The organism is Pseudobacter ginsenosidimutans (genome assembly GCF_007970185.1).
Taxonomy (GTDB): Bacteria; Bacteroidota; Bacteroidia; order Chitinophagales; family Chitinophagaceae; genus Pseudobacter; species Pseudobacter ginsenosidimutans.
In genome coordinates this window covers 1,625,264-1,645,657 of the sequence record NZ_CP042431.1, presented here as the reverse complement: position 1 = coordinate 1,645,657, position 20,394 = coordinate 1,625,264, and the positions used below count along the sequence as shown (strand labels likewise).

Sequence of the window (20,394 nt, the reverse complement as noted above, 5' to 3'; positions counted from 1 at the left end):
TATTTGCTCAAATCTTAAACTATTATATGAAGTTTATAGTTTCTTCTTCGGCTTTGTTGAAACAGTTGCAACAGATCAGTGGTGTGATCAACGCCAATACGGTTTTGCCCATCCTGGAAGATTTCCTTTTTGAGGTGGATAAGAACAAACTGACTGTAGTGGCTACCGACCTGGAAACCGTGATGAAGATCCAGATGGATGTGGAAGCCAAAGACGCCGGTCGTGTTTGTATCCCTGCCAAGATCCTGATGGACTCCCTGAAAAACATCCCCGACCAACCGCTCACTTTCAATATCGATAAGAATTTCAGCGTTGAGCTCACCAGCGACAACGGTAAGTACAAGGTTATGGGCGAAAACCCCGATAACTTCCCGAAAGAACCGGTAGCTGATGATACCACTTCTTTCACCATGACTTCCTCCGCCCTGGTGACCGCCATCAATAAAACACTGTTCGCCGTGAGTAACGACGATCTGCGTCCTGCCATGACCGGTGTATATTTTGAAATGGACAAGAAAGGCCTGCAGTTTGTAGCAACAGATGCTCATCGCCTGGTCCGTTACAAAAGAACAGATGTAGCCTGCCCCAAAGCAGACTCCCTTATCGTTCCCAAAAAACCGCTCAACCTACTGAAGTCTGCTATGCCGGACAACGATGATGAGCTGGTGATCAACTATAACAGCAATCACCTTTTCGTAAAGCACGGAACAACACAAATGAGCTGTCGCCTTATCGACGCCCGTTTCCCTGACTACCGCGTGGTGATCCCTGCAGACAACCCGTACAAACTCACTATCAATAAATCCGACTTCCAGGGTGCTCTCCGCCGCGTAAGCATCTTCAGTAACAAGAGCACTAACCAGGTAGTTCTGAATATCAGCGGAAGCGAATTGCAACTGGCTGCACAGGACGTTGATTTCAGCTTCGAAGGAACCGAGCGTATGAAGTGTCAGTACAATGGTGAAGACCTTCAGATCGCTTTCAACGGTAAGTTCCTCATTGAAATGCTGAACGCCGCTGAAAGTGATGATGTGGTGATCGAACTGAGCACACCTACCAAAGCCGGTATCATCAAGCCAACCGAGCAGGAAGAGAATGAAGAGATGCTGATGCTGGTTATGCCATTGATGCTGAATAGCTAAGCAGATTTTTCAAGAATATTTGAAAGGCGCCCTGGTGGCGCCTTTTCTTTTGCAGCGAATGACTGGCTCAGCTTGTGTTTTTCTGTTTCAGCCATTAATCGTAAATTACTGTTCAAGTTTTAGCCATATGGAATCCTTTGTGCAATTCTGGGAAAACATCGCGCCATGGCAACGCATGGCCATCCTCATGGGCGGAATGATCTTGTTCTGGTTGATCGAGGGCGCTTACCCGCTGTTCAAATTCTCTTTCAAAAGATACAAACACGCCGGAGTGAACCTCGTGTTCCTCGCCACTACCGTTGTTCTTAATATCCTGCTCGGCGCCATTACTATTATGGTTTGCGCCTGGGTCACCAAAAATAATTTCGGATTGCTCAACTGGTTGAACTGGCCCGTTTGGGCTACTATCATTCTCGCGATCTTCCTGATGGATTTCTTTTCGCAATACCTCCCTCACTATGCGATGCATAAAGTGAAATGGATGTGGAAATTCCATATGATCCACCACAGCGATACAAAAGTGGACGTCACCACCGGCACCCGCCACCACCCAGGCGAATGGATGTTCCGCGAAGGCACGACTATTATCGGCGCCCTCTTACTGGGCCTGCCGATCTGGTTGTATTTCCTGTATCGCAGCGTGTCCGCCATCTTCACTCATTTCAATCATGCGAATATCCGGGTACCAAAGTGGCTTGACAAACCCATCAGCTGGATCTTCGTTTCGCCCAATATGCACAAAGTGCATCACCACTACAAAAGACCTTACACAGATACCAATTACGCCAATATCTTTTCCCTTTGGGACCGTCTCTTCGGCACTTTCGCATATGTAGATCCACGTGAACTGAAGTATGGACTGGATGTACTCGAAGACGCCACCGACGAAAATCTCAAATATCAATTGGGACTGCCTTTCAATAAAAATGTAAAAACAGATTACTGATAATCGGGCCCTGGCCTGAATATTCCTGAAGCCTTGACCCAATATTAGGTCAAGGCTTTACCTTTGTACCACTTCTCCTAATAGAAGACTATTTATGGCAAGAATGATCGCAATGATACCGGCCCGCTACGCCGCTACCCGATTTCCCGCAAAGCTGATGCAGACGCTGGGCAACAAAACCGTTATCCGGCACACATACGATAATACCGTTGCTACCGGCCTCTTCGATGAAGTGGTAGTGGTTACTGACAGCGATATTATCTATAATGAGATCGTCTCCAACGGAGGCAAGGCCAAAATGAGCATCCGCGAGCACCAGAGCGGCAGCGATCGCATAGCCGAAGCCGTTACCGATATGGATGTGGATATTGTTTTGAACGTTCAGGGCGATACCCCCTTCGTTCAAAAGAAGCCACTGGAAAAGTTGCTGCAATGTTTCAATGATCCTACGGTTCAGGTAGCATCCATGATGCAGGTGCTTACCAAAAAAGAAGAGATCGAAGACCCGAACTTCGTGAAAGTGGCCGTGGATCGCAATATGAATTCGCTGATGTTCAGCCGCAGCGTACTGCCATATCCCCGCGATACTGAGGCGCCTGTTACTTATTATGAGCATATTGGCGTGTATGCCTTCCGCAAGCAGGCTCTGCTGGATTTCACCAACTGGCCCATGACCCCGCTGGAAGCTGCCGAGAAGATCGAATGCCTTCGCTACTTAGAGTATGGCATACCGTTACGAATGATCGTAGTGGATTATATGGGGATCGAGATCGATACACCCGCTGATCTGGAAAAAGCAAGTAAGTTATTCTGATCAGTCATGATATAATAAGAAAAGGCTCCGCGCGGAGCCTTTTCTTATTTCATTTTATTAAGTTCATCTACAATTGCGCCTATCTGGTTACCATAGTCTTCAAGCTCTGTGTCATACCTATCGGTATTTTCCTGGAGCGATTTCCGCATCAACCCGAAATATTTCAACCGTAATTCAGCATATTCCTTCAACAGTACTTTTTTCTTCATGAGAATCGGGGACAGTTGCACCTGATCCAGCTTTGATAACTCTTTTTGAAAAGACTCCCAGGCAGGAAGCGTTTCTTCAGACAGGCACTGGATCAACCAGGCTTTATCGGCAGTCTCCAGATTAGGCATGATCTTCATTCCTTCCTCTTCATATTTGAAAGCCTGCTGCACAATCCTGTTGTATTTCGTTTCCGCATTTTCCAGGCTGTTGAAACCCGCTGCAATAATAGCTATCCCCAACAGCACAGAACTTATCATAGAATAGAGGACAGGGCGCTTCGATTTTCTGATCAGCAGAAAATATAAATACCCGAGCACTATTCCTGTGACCAATCCACCAATATGCGCTGCATAATCAACGCCGGGCCTGAACCCCGCAATGAGGTTGATCACTACTATCGTTCCTATATTCGGCAGTATAGCATTGCGAAAGTTCTTTTCAACAAGGTTGGTACTCAGCAGGGCCAGCATCAGTCCGAACAATCCAAAGATGGCGCCGGAGGCGCCCGCCGATACTACATTCGGGTTCCAGATAATACTCGCAATACTTCCGCCTGCTCCGGTAATGATAAAGGCCGTAAGGAATCTCCACTTTCCGATCAATGGCTCCAGCAATGTTCCAATCATATACAAACTCACCATATTCACCAGCAGGTGAATAACACCTATATGCTCAAACATGCAGGTGAAGATGCGCCACCATTCTCCATTCACGATAGTCAGGAACCTCGCGTTGGCGCCCCATTTGATCAACACTTCAATGGAAGGCTCAAACAAATGGCCTCCGGACATCACCATCAGAACGAACATCAATACACAGATCCCAATCAGCGCAGCAGTAACTACAAAGCCACCTTTGGGCAAATACCATTTTTCTTTCACGGAAGGATCGCGGTAATTTGGAGATTGCGGGTTCAGCACATCATCATCGCCGGTAGCTTTGACTTCGGCTACCCGTGCCTGTAATTGCTCCCGCTCTTCCTTAGTTATTCGTACCTGCGATTCTTCAAAATGACTGAGGAACTTCTCAATATGCTGCTGGTTCCTTTTGGTAGCAATCACCGTTCCGTTACTGCGGCTCTCCAGGTATGCGCCACCGTTATTAAGCCAGAGTGTAAAAGTTTCACCCCAGGAATTTGCCCTCACTGAAAGGGGAATACCGGCAATCAATCCGTGGTCGGAAATAAAATGGATTTCCCATCCGAGATCTGTTACTGTTTTCGCGGCAACTAACAAATATTCGTCAGTATTTAAGCCGGGCTGTTCTACAAATGTTTTCCACGATGCCATATAAAAATTGTTGTCGGGTAAACCAAAATTGTTTCATTTTTTCTGATTGTGCAATTCACGCTGCTATTTTAATTACATTTAATGATACAATTTTTTCATGAACGATCCGCTTTGGGGCATTGACCTCGGAGGAACGAAGATAGAAGGAGTGATCCTGCCGTCCATTGAAGAAGCAACGCCGCTGTTGCGGCTGCGCATCGATACTGAAAGAAAGAAAGGTTATGAACATATCCTGCAACAGATCAAAACATTGGTTCAGCAAATGCAGGAGCAGAGCGGATTACAGCCAACACGAATTGGATTTGGAACGCCTGGTGTGCTTGATCCCGGATTGCAAACGATGAAGAATTGTAACAGTACTGCACTCAATGGACAACCGCTAAAAAAAGATCTTGAAGAACTATTGAACGTTCCGGTTGTTCTTGCTAATGATGCCAATTGTTTTGCACTGGCAGAAACCCATTGGGGTGTAGTGAAAGAGAAAGTTCCCGGCGCCGCCGTTGTTTTTGGGATCATCCTGGGAACAGGAGTTGGAGGCGGAATTGTGGTGAATGGCAAATTGTGGAATGGCCGTCACGGTATTGCCGGAGAATGGGGTCACAATTTCCTCGATGAAAGCGGAGGCCCCTGTTATTGTGGAAAGACCGGTTGTGTGGAAACTATTCTCTCCGGCCCGGCACTGGAAAGATTTTATGAATCGATATCCGGTACAAGGGCCAACCTGAAAGAAATTACTCAGTATTACCTCTCGCAGCAAAATGATGCTGCCAAGCAAACCATAGAAAGATTAGCCTGGTTCTTCGGAAAAGCCGTTTCGGTTGTAACAAACCTGTTAGACCCTGATATTATTGTAGTGGGTGGGGGAGTTGGTAATATCGATGTCTTATATACATCCGGTATTCAATCACTTCAACATCATATCTTCAATAACAGGCTCGATGTACCGGTTCTCAAACCAGCGATGGGCGATAGTGCAGGGGTTTTCGGAGCTGCTGCGCTGGTGAGTTGAATCGCTTCCGGCAAACCTGTCCTTTGAAAAAGGAGTTTTTCACATGTGCATACTAAATTGCTTACCTCGGGAGTTTACAGGTGGCTCTTTGAAATGACAGGCGCCGTTATGCCCGTCAGTATAAATTATATTCAGAATTAATGTGAAACATAACCGCAGCTTTCCCGCTTTTTGCAGGAATGAATGTGAATAAGGTTTTTGTTTACGTTATCGTGCCGCAAATTCTTGCGCATATCTGTCGATTTGTGCAATTTTTTTTCATTTGCTGATTCACGGTATACATATAAAAATTACCTTTACCCATACTTCGGTCGGAAATCTCCAATCTTTACATGTTTTTTGATATATAGATTTTTTTATCCATGAAAAACCAGTGCGCCTGTTCATGACCGTTTTTGTTTGATTTGTGCTAAATCGTTTTATCAGCCCAATACCGATACCAGTGCAAAACAACAGGCCAATGTTTTTTCCAACATCCTTATCGTTGATCATTTAGGCTCTCTTACCCAAGCTGCAACAGGAACCCATGTTCCACAGTACTGGTATGGAATTTATGTGGATTCCATCACCGCAGCCGGGAATTAAAATAGCTGGTACACCACATACAGCGATTGGTTAGGGTTCTTATAACAAAACGCAGCTCCATGCTGCGTTTTTTTGTTTATTTATTACCCATAACTTCGCAATACTTTCAAACTTATTTTTAACCTACTGAATATTAGATATGAAGTTCAGAAATTTCAGAATGGTGAGCTATGTGGTTTATGGCCGTGGCAGCTTTGATCAACTGGATGAGATCCTCGCACCACAAAGAAAAGGCGATGCTCCCATGATCTTTTTAGTGGATCATTATTTCCAGAACGGTGGTGGCGTTCGCAATGGTAAATCCCTCACAGAACGTATCCCCCTCCGCGGAAAAGACAAGATCATTTTTGCCGATGTAACCTATGAGCCCAAAACAACACAGGTAGACAAACTTGCCAAAGAACTGAAAGACGAGTTTGGTACCGTCAGCGGTATCATCGGTATCGGCGGCGGCTCCGTAATGGACCTCGCCAAAGCCGTATCCCTCATGATGAACAATCCCGGATCTTCCGCCGATTACCAGGGATGGGACCTCGTTAAGCTCCCCGGTGTGTACAAAGCAGGTATCCCCACCCTCAGCGGTACCGGCGCCGAAGTATCCAGAACAACCGTTCTCACCGGACCTACCCGCAAACTGGGCATGAACTCAGACTTCACTCCATTCGACCAGATCGTACTGGACCCCGAGCTCTGCGCCAATGCGCCGGCCAACCAACGATTCTACACCGGAATGGATTGCTATATCCACTGCATCGAAAGCCTGCAGGGAACTTATCTCAATGAATTCAGCAAGTCCTACGGCGAAAAAGCACTCGAGCTCTGCCGCGACGTGTTCGTTCGCAAGAATACCTGGGATGATGAATGCGACGATAAACTGATGATGGCATCCTACGCCGGTGGCATGAGCATTGCTTATTCACAGGTTGGGGTAGCCCACGCCGTTAGTTATGGTCTCAGCTACCTGCTCGGCACCAAACACGGTATCGGCAACTGCATTGTGATGAACCACCTGGAAGATTACTATCCCGAAGCAGTAGTCGAATTCAAACAAATGGTAGACAAGAATAAGATCGATATTCCCGTTGGCATCTGTGAAGGATTGTCTGACGAACAATTCGACACCATGATCAATGTTTCTCTCGGTATGAAACCTCTCTGGGAAAACGCATTGGGTAAAGACTGGGAATCCATCATGACCCGCGAAAAACTCAGAGCGCTTTACGAAAAACTCTAACACATGAGTCCGCAGAAGTATCTCCGTTATTTCGGTTTGAATAGCTTGTTCGGTACACAACGGACAAAGGAGATCCTTTCTGTAAACCCAACTGTATTGCCGCATCGGGAAGAAGCAACACATGTGGAAGTGACCGTGTACGATTATGATTCAGCCAATATCCAGGTACATCATTTCAACAATGTTTCGCCCTGCGAGAAATTCAGGAAAGATGGCCGGATAACCTGGATCAATATAGAAGGATTAAGAAAATCAGATGTAGAAACCATTTGCACAACTTATGATATCCACCCCTGTTGATCGAAGATATTCTCAGCATCAACCAGCGTCCTAAAATGGACGAGGTGGAAGGAGTGCTCTTCTGTCTGCTGAATATGCTTTTCTACAACGATCAGAAAAAAACAGTGGAAACAGAGCAGATCAGCATCGCACTGGGAAAGGATTTTGTGATCTCTTTCCAGGAAGATGCACACAGGGACGTTTTCGATCTGCTTCGCTCGAGGCTCAATATGTCTAACAGTAAGATCCGCCAGCGTACAGCCGATTACCTGCTGTACTCCATGCTGGACCTGATAGTAGACAATTACTTCATTGTGATGGAGCGCCTCGGTGAGCAGATCGAAATGGTGGAAGAAGAAGTGATCAGAAGGAGCAATACCAAATCGCTCGCACGTATCAACCAGCTCCGCAAGGAACTGATCGTGCTCAAACGTAATCTCGCTCCCGTACGGGATCTCATCAGCGGCATCATCCGCAGCGAAAGCGATCTCCTGGACGATCGCACCACCAAATACTTCAAAGATGTTTACGATCATATCATGCAGGCCTATGATCTGGGCGAGAACTACCGGGATATAGTAACCGGCATGCAGGACCTTTACATCAACAATGTAAACCTCAAGCTCAACGAGGTGATGAAGGTAATGGCCATCGTTACCTGCTTACTCGCACCCGCTACCGTGATCGGCGGAATATTCGGAATGAACTTCGAAGTGATCCCTTATGCACATCATAAATGGGGATTCTATTTTGCAGTAGGCTGCATGCTGATCATCCCTATCTGGATGCTCTGGGTCTTCAGAAGAAGAGGATGGTTTTAGTTTCGTTCCTCAATAACTCATCTCGTCCAATTTCACTTTCCCTTTAAAAGTGTAAAACACGAAACTGGTGTAAATAGCCACCAGCGGTGTTCCTATCAATGCAATGATCAAAAGTATCTTCATGGTTTTCGGAGAGGAAGCCGCATTTGCGATTGTGATACTGTTCTGCGGATCGGAAGTGGAATACAGTAAAAATGGAAACACTTCCAGCGCCACCATGATCAGTAACAAAGCAATAGTAACGGAACTGCTGATAAATGCATAGCGGTATTTCCCTTTTTTGATCTGCCTTGGAATATTGGCGATGGTCAGCACCATCAGTAAAGGAATAATGAAGCCTAGCGGGTTTTCCCTGAAGAAATCACTCAGGTGTGGGATATATAATAAGGTGTACAATGTGGTGATCACAAAACTCAGCACAAAGAAAATAATGAAATTATTGGCGAGGATATGCAGTTTCGCAAACAGTCTGTTCTCTGTTTTCATGGTCAGGTAAATGGCGCCATGCATCATGAACAGCGCCAGGGTAGTGATGGCAACAAGTATCGAGAACGGATTGAAGAAAGAAAGCCAGTTACCATCGAACTCTTTTTCCGCATTGAGCGGAATACCATAAGCTACATTTCCCAGCATCAGGCCGAGCGATAAAGCAATCACGATACTCGCAAATGAATACACAATATCCCAGGTCTTTCGCCACCAGCCCATCGGCTCCTTGCTCCGGAACTCGATGGCCACGGCCCTCCAGATAATTCCCACCAGGAAGATCATGAATGGTACATAGAATGCAGAGAAGATGGCCGCATATGCTACCGGGAACCCCGCGAACAATGCACCGCCGCCGATCACCAGCCAGACTTCGTTCCCATCCCAAACCGGACCAATGGCATTGAGCGCGATCCGCCGGCTCTGCTCTTTTTTCAAAAAGAGATGGAGCGCACCGGCGCCCAGGTCAAATCCGTCAAGAATGGCATAACCACTGATCACGCCGCCAAAAACGAGGAACCACCAGATATTATAGTCGATGCCGAGAAATGTGTCCATAGTTAATAGAATTGTGGTTTATGATTCGTGGTCCATGATTGGGTTATCGCGTTTGCTGCCTTCGTCGATATGCTCTTTGGTGCCGTAATCCACCGGCCCATGCTGGATCTTGCGGTTGAGGAGGTAGAGAAAGAGAAGGAAGAGGATAAAGTATACACCCAGAAAAAGGATGAGCGAAAACAGCACCTGGTTGGCGGTAACTGATTTCGACAGGGCATCGGAGGTTTTCAGCAAACCGTATACCACCCAGGGTTGCCGGCCCATTTCAGCAGCGAACCATCCGGCCTGGTTGGCGATCTGAGGTAACAGTACCGCCCATACGAAGGCCCGGAGTAACCATCTTTTATCGAAAAGATTTTTACGCCACCAGTAAAAGCAGGCCAGGAGCGTCATTCCGATCATGATCATACCACATGCTACCATAATATGATAGAATTGGAAGATGGCATTCACCTGTTTTGGCCGCTCATCTTCCGGAAAAGCATTGAGACCTTTCACCGGTTCTGTAAAATTTCCGTGCAACAAAAAACTCAAACCGCCGGGAATGCTGATGCCACTCACTTCCTGTGTTTTGTTGTTCACTTTTCCAATCAGGTACATATCGGCCCTGGCGGAACTATCGAAATGTCCTTCCAGCGCGGCAAGCTTGGCAGGTTGGTTACGGGCAACCCCGTCTGCACTTTTATGGCCAGCCAACAACTGGAGAAGCCCTGAAACCGTTGCCACTACCAGTGCGATCCTGAAAGATCGTTTGGCGATATCGAGATGTCTTTTCTTCAGGATATACCAGGCATTCACACTCAAAACCAGGAAGGCGCCGGCGAGAAAACAACCAATCCACACGTGGATAAGCCTTTCCACACTGCTGGGATTGAATACCATCGCCCAGAAATCGGTGATCTCCGCTCTGGCATTCAATCCTTCGCCTACAATATGATAACCTGCAGGAGTTTGTTGCCAGGAGTTGGCAACCACAATCCAGACCGCAGAGAACATCGAACCAAGAAACACCATGATACAGGAAAAGAAATGCACTTTGGGTCCCACACGGTTCCAGCCGAAAATAAGGATACCGAGAAACCCCGATTCCAGTGCGAAAGCAAAGATGCCTTCGGCAGCAAGTGCGCTTCCGAAAATATCTCCTACATACTTCGAGTAGGTGGCCCAGTTAGTACCGAACTCGAATTCCATGATGATCCCGGTGGCAACACCCAGACCAAAGATCAGCGCAAAGATCTTGATCCAGAACCGCGCGATCTGTTCATATTTTTTGTCGCCTGTTTTCAGATACATTCCTTCGTAGATCACCAAAAGCAGGCCCAGCCCGATACTCAGGGGTGGATAGATGTAATGGAAAGCGATGGTGAAAGCAAATTGTACGCGCGCTAAAATTTCTACGTCCATATAGAAAGCAGTTTTATACGTGCACGAAAATTGGTGCCAGGGCTGTAAGCACAAAAAAGCCGATGCGGATGGCATCGGCTTCACAATCATTTATTCTTGAAGATAGGAACAGTACTGCAGGGCTCGCCATACATGATGCTCTTGGCCACAGGCCGCAGGAGCGTGGTGATGGTGAGATAGGCCGCTTCACCGATGGTTTTGTCTCCACATCCTTTTACAACGATACGTTTATCGGCGAATTCGGCAGCAGGTATTGCCGCTATCCTTTGAACCAGGAATTGTTGAGTGGCGGAGGAAGCGTCTCCGAATACCACACCGGCAGCAACCGGTGTGAGGTAAGTGGCCACCAGCATGTAGGCCCACATGGGAATGATCGCATCTGCAGAACAGGTAACTGCTACCAGTTTTCCCTGGTATACGCTCCAGTCGGTTTCCTGCAGGGCAGTTCTGAAATCTTTCTCCTTCAGGATCATGCCCATGAACAGGTGATCCTTCAAATCGAACACCACAATGGGCTCCTTCGGAAAATAATCTTCCAGATCCAGTGTGATCAGGCCGCTTTGCGCTACTTTATTGATGATCTCTTCACTCATGCCGGGTAATTTCACTTGTAATAACAAAGGTAAGGATGAAATAGTTGCCAAAAAAAGCGGCTCCTTTCCGGGAGCCGCCTGTATTTTTCAAAACCGTTTCGAGCTGTTAGAAGAAATTGATACGGTAGTCTTTGATATCTGCTGATTTCTTCATGGCTTCAATTACACGCATGCCTACCATTCTCTGCTGCTGATTCATCATCATTTGCATTTGCTTCACATCGAAGTTGGGATTTGGTTGTGCACCGAGATTATCTATTTTCAGATAGAATACTCCAATCTCACCTACGATTGGGGTAGATACTGCAGTCTGGAAATTCTTACAGAATGCAGCACCGATCAGCTTGGGCTCGTTACCAACATTTGGAACGAAAGGACTTGCGTAAGAGATGCTGTCTGCTTTCAGCACAGGCTGGTTAACAGCTTTGCTGATTCCATCGAGTGTATTGGCGCCACCAACTTTCTTAACGATCTCAGCTGCTTTCTTTTTGTTGCGGACCTTGTATTCAACCAATGGTCTTGCGCGGTCTACAGACATATTGCCTTTTTCGTAGGCAGCTACAAGAACGGGAACGATGAATTTGTCGCCGATCTGATAATAACGCTCAGCAACCTGTCCAGGTTTTGCAGTTCTGAACATCCAGGTCACCAGCTCGCGATTGTCGCCCAGTCCTGGGATGCCGCTTTCGAGAGGTTTGATGTCCATTGCAGGATATTTGTTCAGATTCTTTTTCTTGGCGTTTTCGTCGAAAGATTTTTTGTCTTTGCTGTCGAGCGCAAATTGTGCAGCCGCAGTTGAAGCGCCATTGACTGTTTCAGCGCTGGCGATGATCGGGCGGCTGAGGTACGCAACCTTGAAAGCGGTACCGATATTTTTTTGGTTGATTACTTCTATATAATGGTATCCGCTGTAAGAAGAGTTTTCCACTTTTACAGTTTTCTTGTCGCCTGCATTTCCGTAGAAAGCAGCTTCCGCGAATTCCCTGCTGAGTTGTCCGAATTTGTTGGATTCGAAAGTATACTCGCCGTGTGTTTCTTTGCTTCCCATGTCGTCTGAGTACTTCACCACCATGCTGTCGAAGCTGGCGCCATTGCGGATGGCAGTGGTGATGCTGTCGATCAGGAATTTGGCGGCGCTGTCTGTTCTCACTTGTCCTGCCTGGGGATCTGCGATCTTAACGAGGATATGTCTCACTTTCACAGTATCGGGGATAGCTCTGCGTCCGATCATTTTAGCGATGGTGTAGTTACCACCATCGAGATAAGGTCCGAACACCTGGCCATCTCCGAGTTGTTTGATGGAATCTGCATTGGACACTTTCATGTTGCTGCCAAGTACGTATGCATTATAATAAGGAAGCTCGCTGTTATTGCGGAGGAGAAAAGATTCTACGTCTTTTTCGGGAGCTGCAGCAAATTCATTCTTCACAGTGGCAACTGCTTCGTAGGAAACTGCGCTGTCGGCTGCAGTGGGCGCAGCATCGAACATAACATATTCAATACCTCTCGCTTCATCCTGCTGATAAGCTTCTTTATTCTCGTTCACATATTGTTTAACATCTTCATCGGTAACCCTGATAGCAGAATCACCAACAGAAGAGTAAGGAATGTTTACATAAGAGATATTGGAAACCTGACTGTTCTCTGTATTCATTTTCTCAACCAGCCATTTTGGAGTGTAAGCGCTGTTACTGATAAGTGAAACGAATTTCTCTTTCATTCTGGCTTTTTCCAGAGCGGGAAGGAACTCTCCGTAGAAGCTGTTAAATTGCGGAGTGTTCTTTTTAAGTTGGTTGATGGTTTGATAAGCAGTGTGTGCATCGTATGCACCGGTCTTTGGATCGGTGAATTGCTGACGCAGCATTTGGGGGGGATTTTCTCCGTACAGGATATCACCGCGCTCGTCTTTTCCGATTTCGGCGAAGCCGATCTTTTCAAATTCATTTCCGAGGATGGCATCTTCTACGTATTCGTTCCAGAGGCTTTCACGGATCTGACCGCGGAGGCGTTCGTCAACAGGATAGTTCTGCGCCTGGTAATTTTGTTCCGCAGCTTTGTAGCGGGAATCAAATTCATACGCATCTATCTTCTTACCATTCACTTTACCTATAACGTCTGAGGAACCGCCGAACATACCGCCTCCTCTTCCCTGGAAGGCATCCTGTACAATAAAGGCGATAAGGGCTAACGCAATCGCAGCGATGATGATCCACGCGGCTTTGTCGCGGATAGTTTGAATGACTGACATAGTGATATAAGTCCGTACGGTTTTTGAAACGGATGGCAAAAATAAGGGAAATACATTTATGAACAAACTGTGGAAAAAACCACAAAAGCGGCATGACCAGCGGGTTTGATGTAATTCACATTCCGGCGAAGCCGGCAAAAATTTTTGAAAATTGAGGAATTGTGAAACAGGGCGTGAAAACAGTTCCCCCAGCACTTCGTTAATAACCCCAATTTCGTGTGGATAACCCGGGTTTTTGCACATCACCATCCGGGGATTCCTGGCGGATAAGTTTCGAAGAGCCGGCGGAAGTTCAGGTAGGTGTAAATAAACCCCGAGTTATTCCACTCCAACTAACAGAAAAATGTAATGTTCAGAACGATGTTTTTATCCGGGGCCTTTTTAATCCACCGAAGTGGAAAAAGTTGAAAAATACAGAACAGACCGAGCTTCCTGACTGTTAATGAATTGTGGATAACTGTGGATAAAGGCGTTGTTGTAACTTTACCAAAAATTTGCACTTTGGATTTATCCACGAATCCACAGCCGTAATAGTAATAGGTTTTTATAAAAATAATTAATTAATATAGAATACTATGGCAGATATTAACATTGGCGTTGCAAAGGAAAAAGTTGAAGCGAAAGGATTTTTGGATCTGGAAGTGGATCCGCAACTGGATCTTTTCAACGAGATCGAAAAAATGAAAAAAGAGAAAAACGCCATTGTTCTCGCGCACTACTACCAGGAAGCGGATATCCAGGATGTGGCTGACTATATCGGGGACAGCCTGGGCCTGGCGCAAAAAGCGGAGAAGACGGATGCGGACATCATCGTTTTCGCCGGCGTCCACTTCATGGCGGAAACTGCCAAGATCCTCAACCCTCACAAGAAAGTGTTACTGCCGGATCTGAAAGCAGGTTGCTCGCTTGCTGACAGCGCACCGCCAGCTGCTTTCAAAAAATTCAAAGAGCAGCACCCAGATCACCTGGTGATCTCGTACATCAACTGCACAGCCGACATCAAGGCTCTCAGCGATATCATCTGTACTTCCTCCAATGCGAAGCAAATTGTGGAAAGCCTGCCACCAGATCAGAAGATCATTTTTGCACCGGACAAGAATCTGGGTTCTTACCTGGTGAAGAAAACAGGGCGCGATATGGTGTTGTGGGATGGAGCCTGCATGGTACATGAGATCTTTAGTCTCGAAAAGATCATGAAACTGAAAGTGCGTCACCCGGAAGCGAAGATCATTGCGCACCCGGAATGTGAAGAGCATGTGTTGAAAGTGGCCGACTATATCGGCTCCACCACGGGACTCCTGAAGTTTTCGCAGGAAGATCCGGCCAAAGAGTTTATCGTTGTTACAGAAACAGGCATCCTGCATCAGATGCAGAAATCCTCTCCGGACAAGACTTTCATCCCTGCACCACCGGATAATGGTTGTGCCTGCAATGATTGTCCTCACATGAAGTTGAACACATTGGAGAAATTGTATCTATGTATGAAATATGAGCTTCCTGAGATCAAAATGGATGAAACACTTCGTCAGGCAGCACGCAAACCGATCGACAGAATGCTTGAGATCAGCGCCCGGTACGGGTTGTAGGCGATTTCTGTTCGAAACTTGTGAATAACTGAGTGTTGAATTTTGTTTTTTCTGGATCGATCGATGGAATGTGAATAGCGGCAGGAGGAATTTTAAACCTCCTTCCTGAACTTCAAAATAGCAAACTGAGTACTGAGACATGGGGGGAGGGGATAGTGGAAATTTAAGCTGTCTGGATCGATTTTGGAAAATTATGAAGAAGTATGTGAATAAGTCTAGTAAATTTGTAGACTGATAGATTTGAATTTTATTTTTATGGCTGAAGATTTGCACATTGCCAAAGGCTCGAAGCAAGAACAGTATATTGCGCTAGTCCCGCAAATAAAAGGTTTACTGGAAGGTGAAACTGATCTGATCGCAAACCTCGCCAATATTGCGGGTGCGCTGAAAGAACAGTTTGGTTGGTTATGGGTTGGATTTTATATCGTGCGTGAAGAAGAGTTGGTATTGGGTCCATTTCAGGGACCAGTTGCGTGTACACGTATCCGTTATGGTAAAGGTGTTTGTGGAACTGCATGGAAGGAAGCTACAACTGTGATCGTTCCTGATGTGGAAGTATTTCCTGGCCACATTGCCTGCAGTAGTTTGTCGAAGTCTGAAATTGTTGTTCCGGTAATTCGTGATAAAAAAGTAAAGGCCGTACTGGATGTTGACAGTACAGCCCTGAATGAATTCAATGCAGTTGATCAGAAGTACCTGGAAGAGATCATTGAGCTGATCAACTGGCCTTAGATCATCTTCCCATATAGACCATGAGGATCTGCACGTCGCTGGGGTTTACTCCACTGATACGACTTGCTTGTCCGAGCGTCCTTGGTTTTATCTTCTTGAATTTTTGTAGTGCTTCATTGCTCAATGCTGCTACACGATCATAATCGAAATTGTCCGGGATCATAAGATCTTCCAGAGAGCTCATCTTCTTCACGATCTCTTTTTCTTTCTCGATATAAACATCGTATTTGATCTGGATCTCTGCCTGCTCAATGATCTCCGGAGCAAACACTTTCAATGGAGCAAGGGAAGGTAGTTCCTGGATCATTTCTTTCAACCCGATATTAGGACGCAGCAATAATTGAATGGATTTGTTCTTATGTGGCATTGGGGCAGAGTTGTATTTCGCCAGGAATCCATCGGCTTCTGAAGGATCAACTGAGATCTCCTTCATGAGTTGTTTGATCTTTTCTGTGCCATTTCTTTTTTCGATCACGGCATCCATTCTTTCCTGGGAAGCGAGACCCATGCGATAACTCAGTTCGGTTAACCGGAGATCTGCATTATCCTGGCGGAGCAATGTTCTGAATTCTGCACGTGATGTGAACATGCGATAGGGTTCCTCGGTTCCCTTACTGATGAGGTCATCAATCAGTACTCCGATGTAAGCATCACTTCTTTTGAGGATGAGCGGATCCAGTTCTCTAATTTTTTGATGTGCATTGATACCTGCCATCAAACCCTGGCAGGCTGCTTCTTCATATCCTGTTGTTCCGTTTATTTGTCCTGCGAAAAAGAGATTACCGATCAGTTTGGTTTCCAGGGAATGCGTTAACTGGGTAGGGGGGAAGTAATCATATTCAATGGCATATCCTGGTCTGAATATCCTTACATTTTCAAAGCCTGCAACCTGTTTCAAGGCTTCATATTGTACCTCTTCCGGAAGGGAAGTGGAGAATCCATTCACATAGATTTCAACCGTATTCCAGCCTTCGGGTTCAACAAATAATTGGTGTCTTTCCCTCTCAGCAAAGCGATTGATCTTGTCTTCAATACTTGGGCAATACCTGGGGCCTGTTCCTTCGATCCTTCCGGTATACATAGGGGATCTGTCAAAACCAGTCTTCAGGAGATCATGTACTTTCTGATTAGTATAAGTGATCCAGCAACTGATCTGTCTGTTTGGTTTTGGAGTATTGGTATAGGAGAAGCCAGTGATTTCATCATCTCCTTTTTGTTCTTCCATTTTTGAATAGTCGAGAGACCGGCCATCAACCCGGGGAGGTGTACCAGTTTTGAGGCGATCGCTTTCAAAGCCAAGGTCCACAAGTTGTTCGGTAATTCCTGTGGCGGCTTTTTCTGCTACTCTGCCTCCTCCGAATTGCTTCTCTCCAATATGGATGATACCATTAAGGAAGGTTCCGCTGGTTACTACAACTGCCTTTGAGTTAATGGAATGGCCAAGACCTGTAACCACACCTGCTGCTCTTCCATCCTTGATTATGATGGATTTGACCATATCCTGGTAGAAATCTACATTCTTTGTTTGTTCAAGTTTCTCTCTCCAGGTAGCGGCGAAGAGCATCCGGTCGTTCTGGGTTCTGGGACTCCACATAGCCGGACCTTTAGATCTGTTCAGCATTCTGAACTGGATCATACTGAGATCGGTAACAATGCCTGAGTATCCACCGAGAGCATCGATCTCCCGTACGATTTGTCCTTTTGCAATGCCTCCCATAGCTGGGTTACAACTCATCTGGGCGATCACCTGCATGTTCATGGTGATCAAAAGAACCTTTGATCCGAGGTTGGCGGCAGCTGCGGCAGCTTCACATCCGGCATGTCCTGCACCAACCACAATAACATCATAGTTAGGAAATATCATGGTGCAAAATTAAATGAATGAAACGGAAGTGGAAGAAAAGTGTTCCACGTGGAAACATTTTATGGCGAACAATAATGTGGATGAAGCTCTCAGAACCACTAACGAAAGTTCGCTTTAGATAGTAAGATTTATTTTGGGTGTTTGGATGGGGAAGATGCCGGGTAAAAGGATATGGTAAGTCTGAGCTCTTTTCAGAGGAATGAGTTACCATATATGAGGGGATGCATAACTGTATGTTTTAGCATTAAAGATTAGGAGTATTGGTTTTGATATAAACAATTGTCTGTGACCCTAACCTAATTGTGGACTTCTCTTTTGTTAATCTGTTGGATGTATTGTTCTTTGTATTTCCGTAAAGGTAAAATTGTCACTTTCAGCGAAGGAGACAGAAGTTGTCTCAGTTCCTTCCATAAGGATTTGCAAGAATTACTGCCATTGTCTTTGCTAAGCTTTATTCTATGCCTGATTGTATTTGCAGATAAGGGGGTGGAATTCAGGTCGAGATTGATAGGATAGTGTAATGTAGCAGATGAGATACCTTATCTCTGAGAACTTGATTTTATATCCCTGACAGGGAGATTGTAAGAAATTCTTTAGATTCTCCCGTTCCACGTGGAACGATCTCTGTGAAAAGGTGCTTTTGAATGCCTTTTGGTATAAGATGGGTAGTTGTAATACTCAAGGAAGGGGAGAGTTATTATTAAATGAAGGTTGATGACTTTGGTACTAACTCTTTTATAAAATTATAGTCCATTGATACGGAATACCCAGGGCTATTAAAAGTGGGGATTCTTATTGTTGCATTTAGAATTTCGCCTGTTCTATCTTAGAGAGGATATTATCCAGGCTGAACCAATGAATGGAGATGACTTATCCTTAGTTTGGTATGTAACCATTATAAGCTCTCAATCCAGATCATTCCATAAAACCTATTCCATCTTCCTGCAGTATTGGTTTGAAAAACAAATCTTTAGAATGATACTGGTAAGAAGGATTAGTGGTGGGTGACTGAATGATATTTTCATTCCTAAACTGCAATTCGATAAGTTCGAATCGGTTAAGGATTGAAAGGTTAATTGAAGATGAATACTTACTTGTCGAAGTATAGCTTCAGGTATTTGTCTTCCATCTTTCGCATCAGGATCTCTTCCGCCTCAGTCTTGTCTTTATAACCGCACAAATGGAGTGCGCCGTGAAAGATCACCCGGTGCAATTCTTCCTTAAATGAGGCATTGAAATTCTGAGCATTATCTTTCACCCGGTCAATACTGATATAAATCTCTCCGGAAATCAGGCCGGGCTCAACAGATAAATCAAAGGTGATGATGTCTGTGTAATAGTTATGTCTGAGGTATTGCTTATTGATCTCCAGGAGGTAGGCATCGGAACAGAATACAAAACTCAGTTCCGTCAGTTTTTTCTTTTCTCTTTTGAAGATATTGATGATAAAGTTTTTCAAGAGGGTCCGGTTTGTCAGGGACACTTTTTCTGCAAAATGGAAAGACACACTGGCCGGTTGTTTTATCATCATTTTTCGAAATTCGTAAAGTTTATTAAGGAATACAAAGCTACATTTGTTCATGATTCGCATGCCACTTGAAGGCATATTAAAAAGAGGAGAAGATCTGCAATTTCACTGAACCTGATGCATCTTCCCATGGTTATGAATATGATTAAATACTAAAGATGAAAAGACTTTCAGAGCTGGATTCAGGGCGTAAGGCAAGAATACTTTCTTTCGAGAACAATGATCTCTTCCTGAAACTGATGGAAATGGGTTGTGTGCCTGGAGAACTTGTAAGGATAGATCAGATCGCTCCACTGGGAGATCCCATCTCCATCAGCGTTGCCGGTTATAGTTTAAGCCTTCGTTTGAACGAAGCAGAGAATATCTTTGTGGAAGAGCTTTCTTAATCACATTTCACTTCCATGAAAATCGGCTTATATTTCGGTTCATTCAATCCAATTCATCACGGACATCTTATCATTGCCAATTATATGGTTCAGGAAACTGACCTGGACCAGGTTTGGTTTGTAGTTTCTCCGCAGAATCCGTTGAAACCTTCCAACGGCCTGCTCAATGAATACCACCGCCTCTTCCTGGTTCAAACAGCTATCAAAGCTGAACCAAAGCTCAAGGCATCCGATATTGAATTCCGTTTACCCAAACCCTCTTACACGGTCACAACACTTGCTTACCTCCAGGAAAAATACCCCACTCACCAGTTCGCCCTGATCATGGGCAGCGATAGTTTCCAGAACCTCGAACGCTGGAAAAACTACGAACATATTCTTCAGCACTACCCAATTTTTGTGTACAAAAGGCCGGGGCACGAAGTGAGTAACACTTTCGGAACAGGCAATATCAATTTCCTGAAAGCCCCTTTACTGGAAATTTCGGCTACACATATCCGTAAGAATATCAGAGAAGGAAAGTCTATTCGCTATCTCGTACCAGACCAGGTGATGGAAGAAATTGAAAGAAACAATTATTACAGTAGCTGATCCGGCAAGCCCCGTCCGGAACTTCTTAGAGAAAGATTAGAAAATTTAAACTAACTTATACCACGTACAATTACCAGGGAAAACCGTCG

The 20,394-nt window shown here is 45.3% G+C and carries 18 protein-coding genes; 11 read left to right on the top strand and 7 right to left on the bottom strand.

The genetic code is table 11. The features are described 5' to 3' along the window. The first annotated feature begins 26 nt into the window (after positions 1-26). The 3 genes from dnaN (at position 27) to kdsB (ending at position 2,902) form a co-directional block, all read left to right on the top strand. Positions 27-1,142, top strand: a complete 1,116-nt coding sequence (dnaN, locus tag FSB84_RS06780; RefSeq protein ID WP_130542282.1) for a DNA polymerase III subunit beta — start codon at positions 27-29, stop codon at positions 1,140-1,142. A 127-nt stretch (positions 1,143-1,269) separates the two neighbouring features. After that, positions 1,270-2,088 (top strand): sterol desaturase family protein, encoded by an 819-nt coding sequence (locus tag FSB84_RS06775; RefSeq protein ID WP_130542283.1) that lies wholly within the window; start codon positions 1,270-1,272, stop codon positions 2,086-2,088. 94 nt (positions 2,089-2,182) lie between these two features. Beyond that, positions 2,183-2,902, top strand: coding sequence for a 3-deoxy-manno-octulosonate cytidylyltransferase (gene kdsB, locus FSB84_RS06770; protein WP_225980000.1), 720 nt, complete (start codon positions 2,183-2,185; stop codon positions 2,900-2,902). A gap of 44 nt (positions 2,903-2,946) precedes the next feature. Here the strand turns inward: kdsB and FSB84_RS06765 are convergent, their stop codons facing one another. Beyond that, the gene (locus FSB84_RS06765; RefSeq protein ID WP_130542284.1) at positions 2,947-4,401 is read right to left on the bottom strand and encodes a rhomboid family intramembrane serine protease; all 1,455 of its coding nucleotides are present in this window, start codon (positions 4,399-4,401) and stop codon (positions 2,947-2,949) included. Between the two features lie 97 nt (positions 4,402-4,498). Here FSB84_RS06765 and FSB84_RS06760 point away from each other — a divergent pair, with 97 nt between their 5' ends. From FSB84_RS06760 to corA, 4 genes are all read left to right on the top strand, one after another. Continuing rightward, positions 4,499-5,410, top strand: coding sequence for an ROK family protein (locus FSB84_RS06760; protein WP_130542285.1), 912 nt, complete (start codon positions 4,499-4,501; stop codon positions 5,408-5,410). Between the two features lie 724 nt (positions 5,411-6,134). After that, on the top strand, positions 6,135-7,229 hold the full coding sequence (locus FSB84_RS06755) for an iron-containing alcohol dehydrogenase family protein (protein ID WP_130542286.1): 1,095 nt from the start codon (positions 6,135-6,137) through the stop codon (positions 7,227-7,229). Positions 7,230-7,232: 3 nt separating this feature from the next. Continuing rightward, the gene (locus tag FSB84_RS30940) at positions 7,233-7,529 is read left to right on the top strand and encodes a hypothetical protein (RefSeq protein WP_225979999.1); all 297 of its coding nucleotides are present in this window, start codon (positions 7,233-7,235) and stop codon (positions 7,527-7,529) included. Further along, complete coding sequence (gene corA, locus FSB84_RS06750; RefSeq protein WP_225979998.1) at positions 7,526-8,329, top strand: magnesium/cobalt transporter CorA; 804 nt, start codon at positions 7,526-7,528, stop codon at positions 8,327-8,329. The genes FSB84_RS30940 and corA overlap by 4 nt, the downstream gene beginning before the upstream one ends. Before the next feature lie 9 nt (positions 8,330-8,338). Here corA and cydB read toward each other — a convergent pair whose 3' ends face one another. The 4 genes from cydB to FSB84_RS06730 form a co-directional block, all read right to left on the bottom strand. Next, a complete protein-coding gene (gene cydB, locus FSB84_RS06745) occupies positions 8,339-9,373 on the bottom strand; it encodes a cytochrome d ubiquinol oxidase subunit II (protein ID WP_130542288.1) in 1,035 nt (344 codons plus the stop codon). A gap of 18 nt (positions 9,374-9,391) precedes the next feature. Further along, entirely contained in the window at positions 9,392-10,777 is a 1,386-nt protein-coding gene (locus tag FSB84_RS06740; RefSeq protein ID WP_130542289.1) for a cytochrome ubiquinol oxidase subunit I, read from the bottom strand. An 86-nt stretch (positions 10,778-10,863) separates the two neighbouring features. Further along, entirely contained in the window at positions 10,864-11,370 is a 507-nt protein-coding gene (locus tag FSB84_RS06735) for a DUF2480 family protein (RefSeq protein WP_130542290.1), read from the bottom strand. Between the two features lie 106 nt (positions 11,371-11,476). After that, on the bottom strand, positions 11,477-13,618 hold the full coding sequence (locus FSB84_RS06730) for a peptidylprolyl isomerase (protein WP_158643801.1): 2,142 nt from the start codon (positions 13,616-13,618) through the stop codon (positions 11,477-11,479). Positions 13,619-14,193: 575 nt separating this feature from the next. Between FSB84_RS06730 and nadA the strand changes: the two genes are divergently transcribed. After that, positions 14,194-15,204, top strand: coding sequence for a quinolinate synthase NadA (nadA, locus tag FSB84_RS06725; protein WP_130542292.1), 1,011 nt, complete (start codon positions 14,194-14,196; stop codon positions 15,202-15,204). Positions 15,205-15,459: 255 nt separating this feature from the next. Continuing rightward, positions 15,460-15,936: a GAF domain-containing protein gene (locus tag FSB84_RS06720; protein WP_130542293.1), complete on the top strand. Its 477-nt coding sequence runs from the start codon at positions 15,460-15,462 to the stop codon at positions 15,934-15,936. Position 15,937: 1 nt separating this feature from the next. On the opposite strand, the gene mnmG is transcribed toward FSB84_RS06720, so the two are convergent. Both mnmG and ybeY read right to left on the bottom strand, forming a co-directional pair. Continuing rightward, positions 15,938-17,800, bottom strand: coding sequence for a tRNA uridine-5-carboxymethylaminomethyl(34) synthesis enzyme MnmG (gene mnmG / locus FSB84_RS06715; RefSeq protein ID WP_207234285.1), 1,863 nt, complete (start codon positions 17,798-17,800; stop codon positions 15,938-15,940). Positions 17,801-18,890: 1,090 nt separating this feature from the next. Continuing rightward, complete coding sequence (gene ybeY / locus FSB84_RS06710) at positions 18,891-19,259, bottom strand: rRNA maturation RNase YbeY (RefSeq protein WP_242626720.1); 369 nt, start codon at positions 19,257-19,259, stop codon at positions 18,891-18,893. A gap of 227 nt (positions 19,260-19,486) precedes the next feature. On the opposite strand from ybeY, the gene FSB84_RS06705 reads away from it, so the two are divergent. After that, positions 19,487-19,714, top strand: coding sequence for a FeoA family protein (locus FSB84_RS06705; RefSeq protein WP_127132643.1), 228 nt, complete (start codon positions 19,487-19,489; stop codon positions 19,712-19,714). Positions 19,715-19,729: 15 nt separating this feature from the next. Then, entirely contained in the window at positions 19,730-20,305 is a 576-nt protein-coding gene (gene nadD, locus FSB84_RS06700) for a nicotinate (nicotinamide) nucleotide adenylyltransferase (RefSeq protein WP_130542294.1), read from the top strand. The last annotated feature ends 89 nt before the right edge of the window (positions 20,306-20,394 follow it).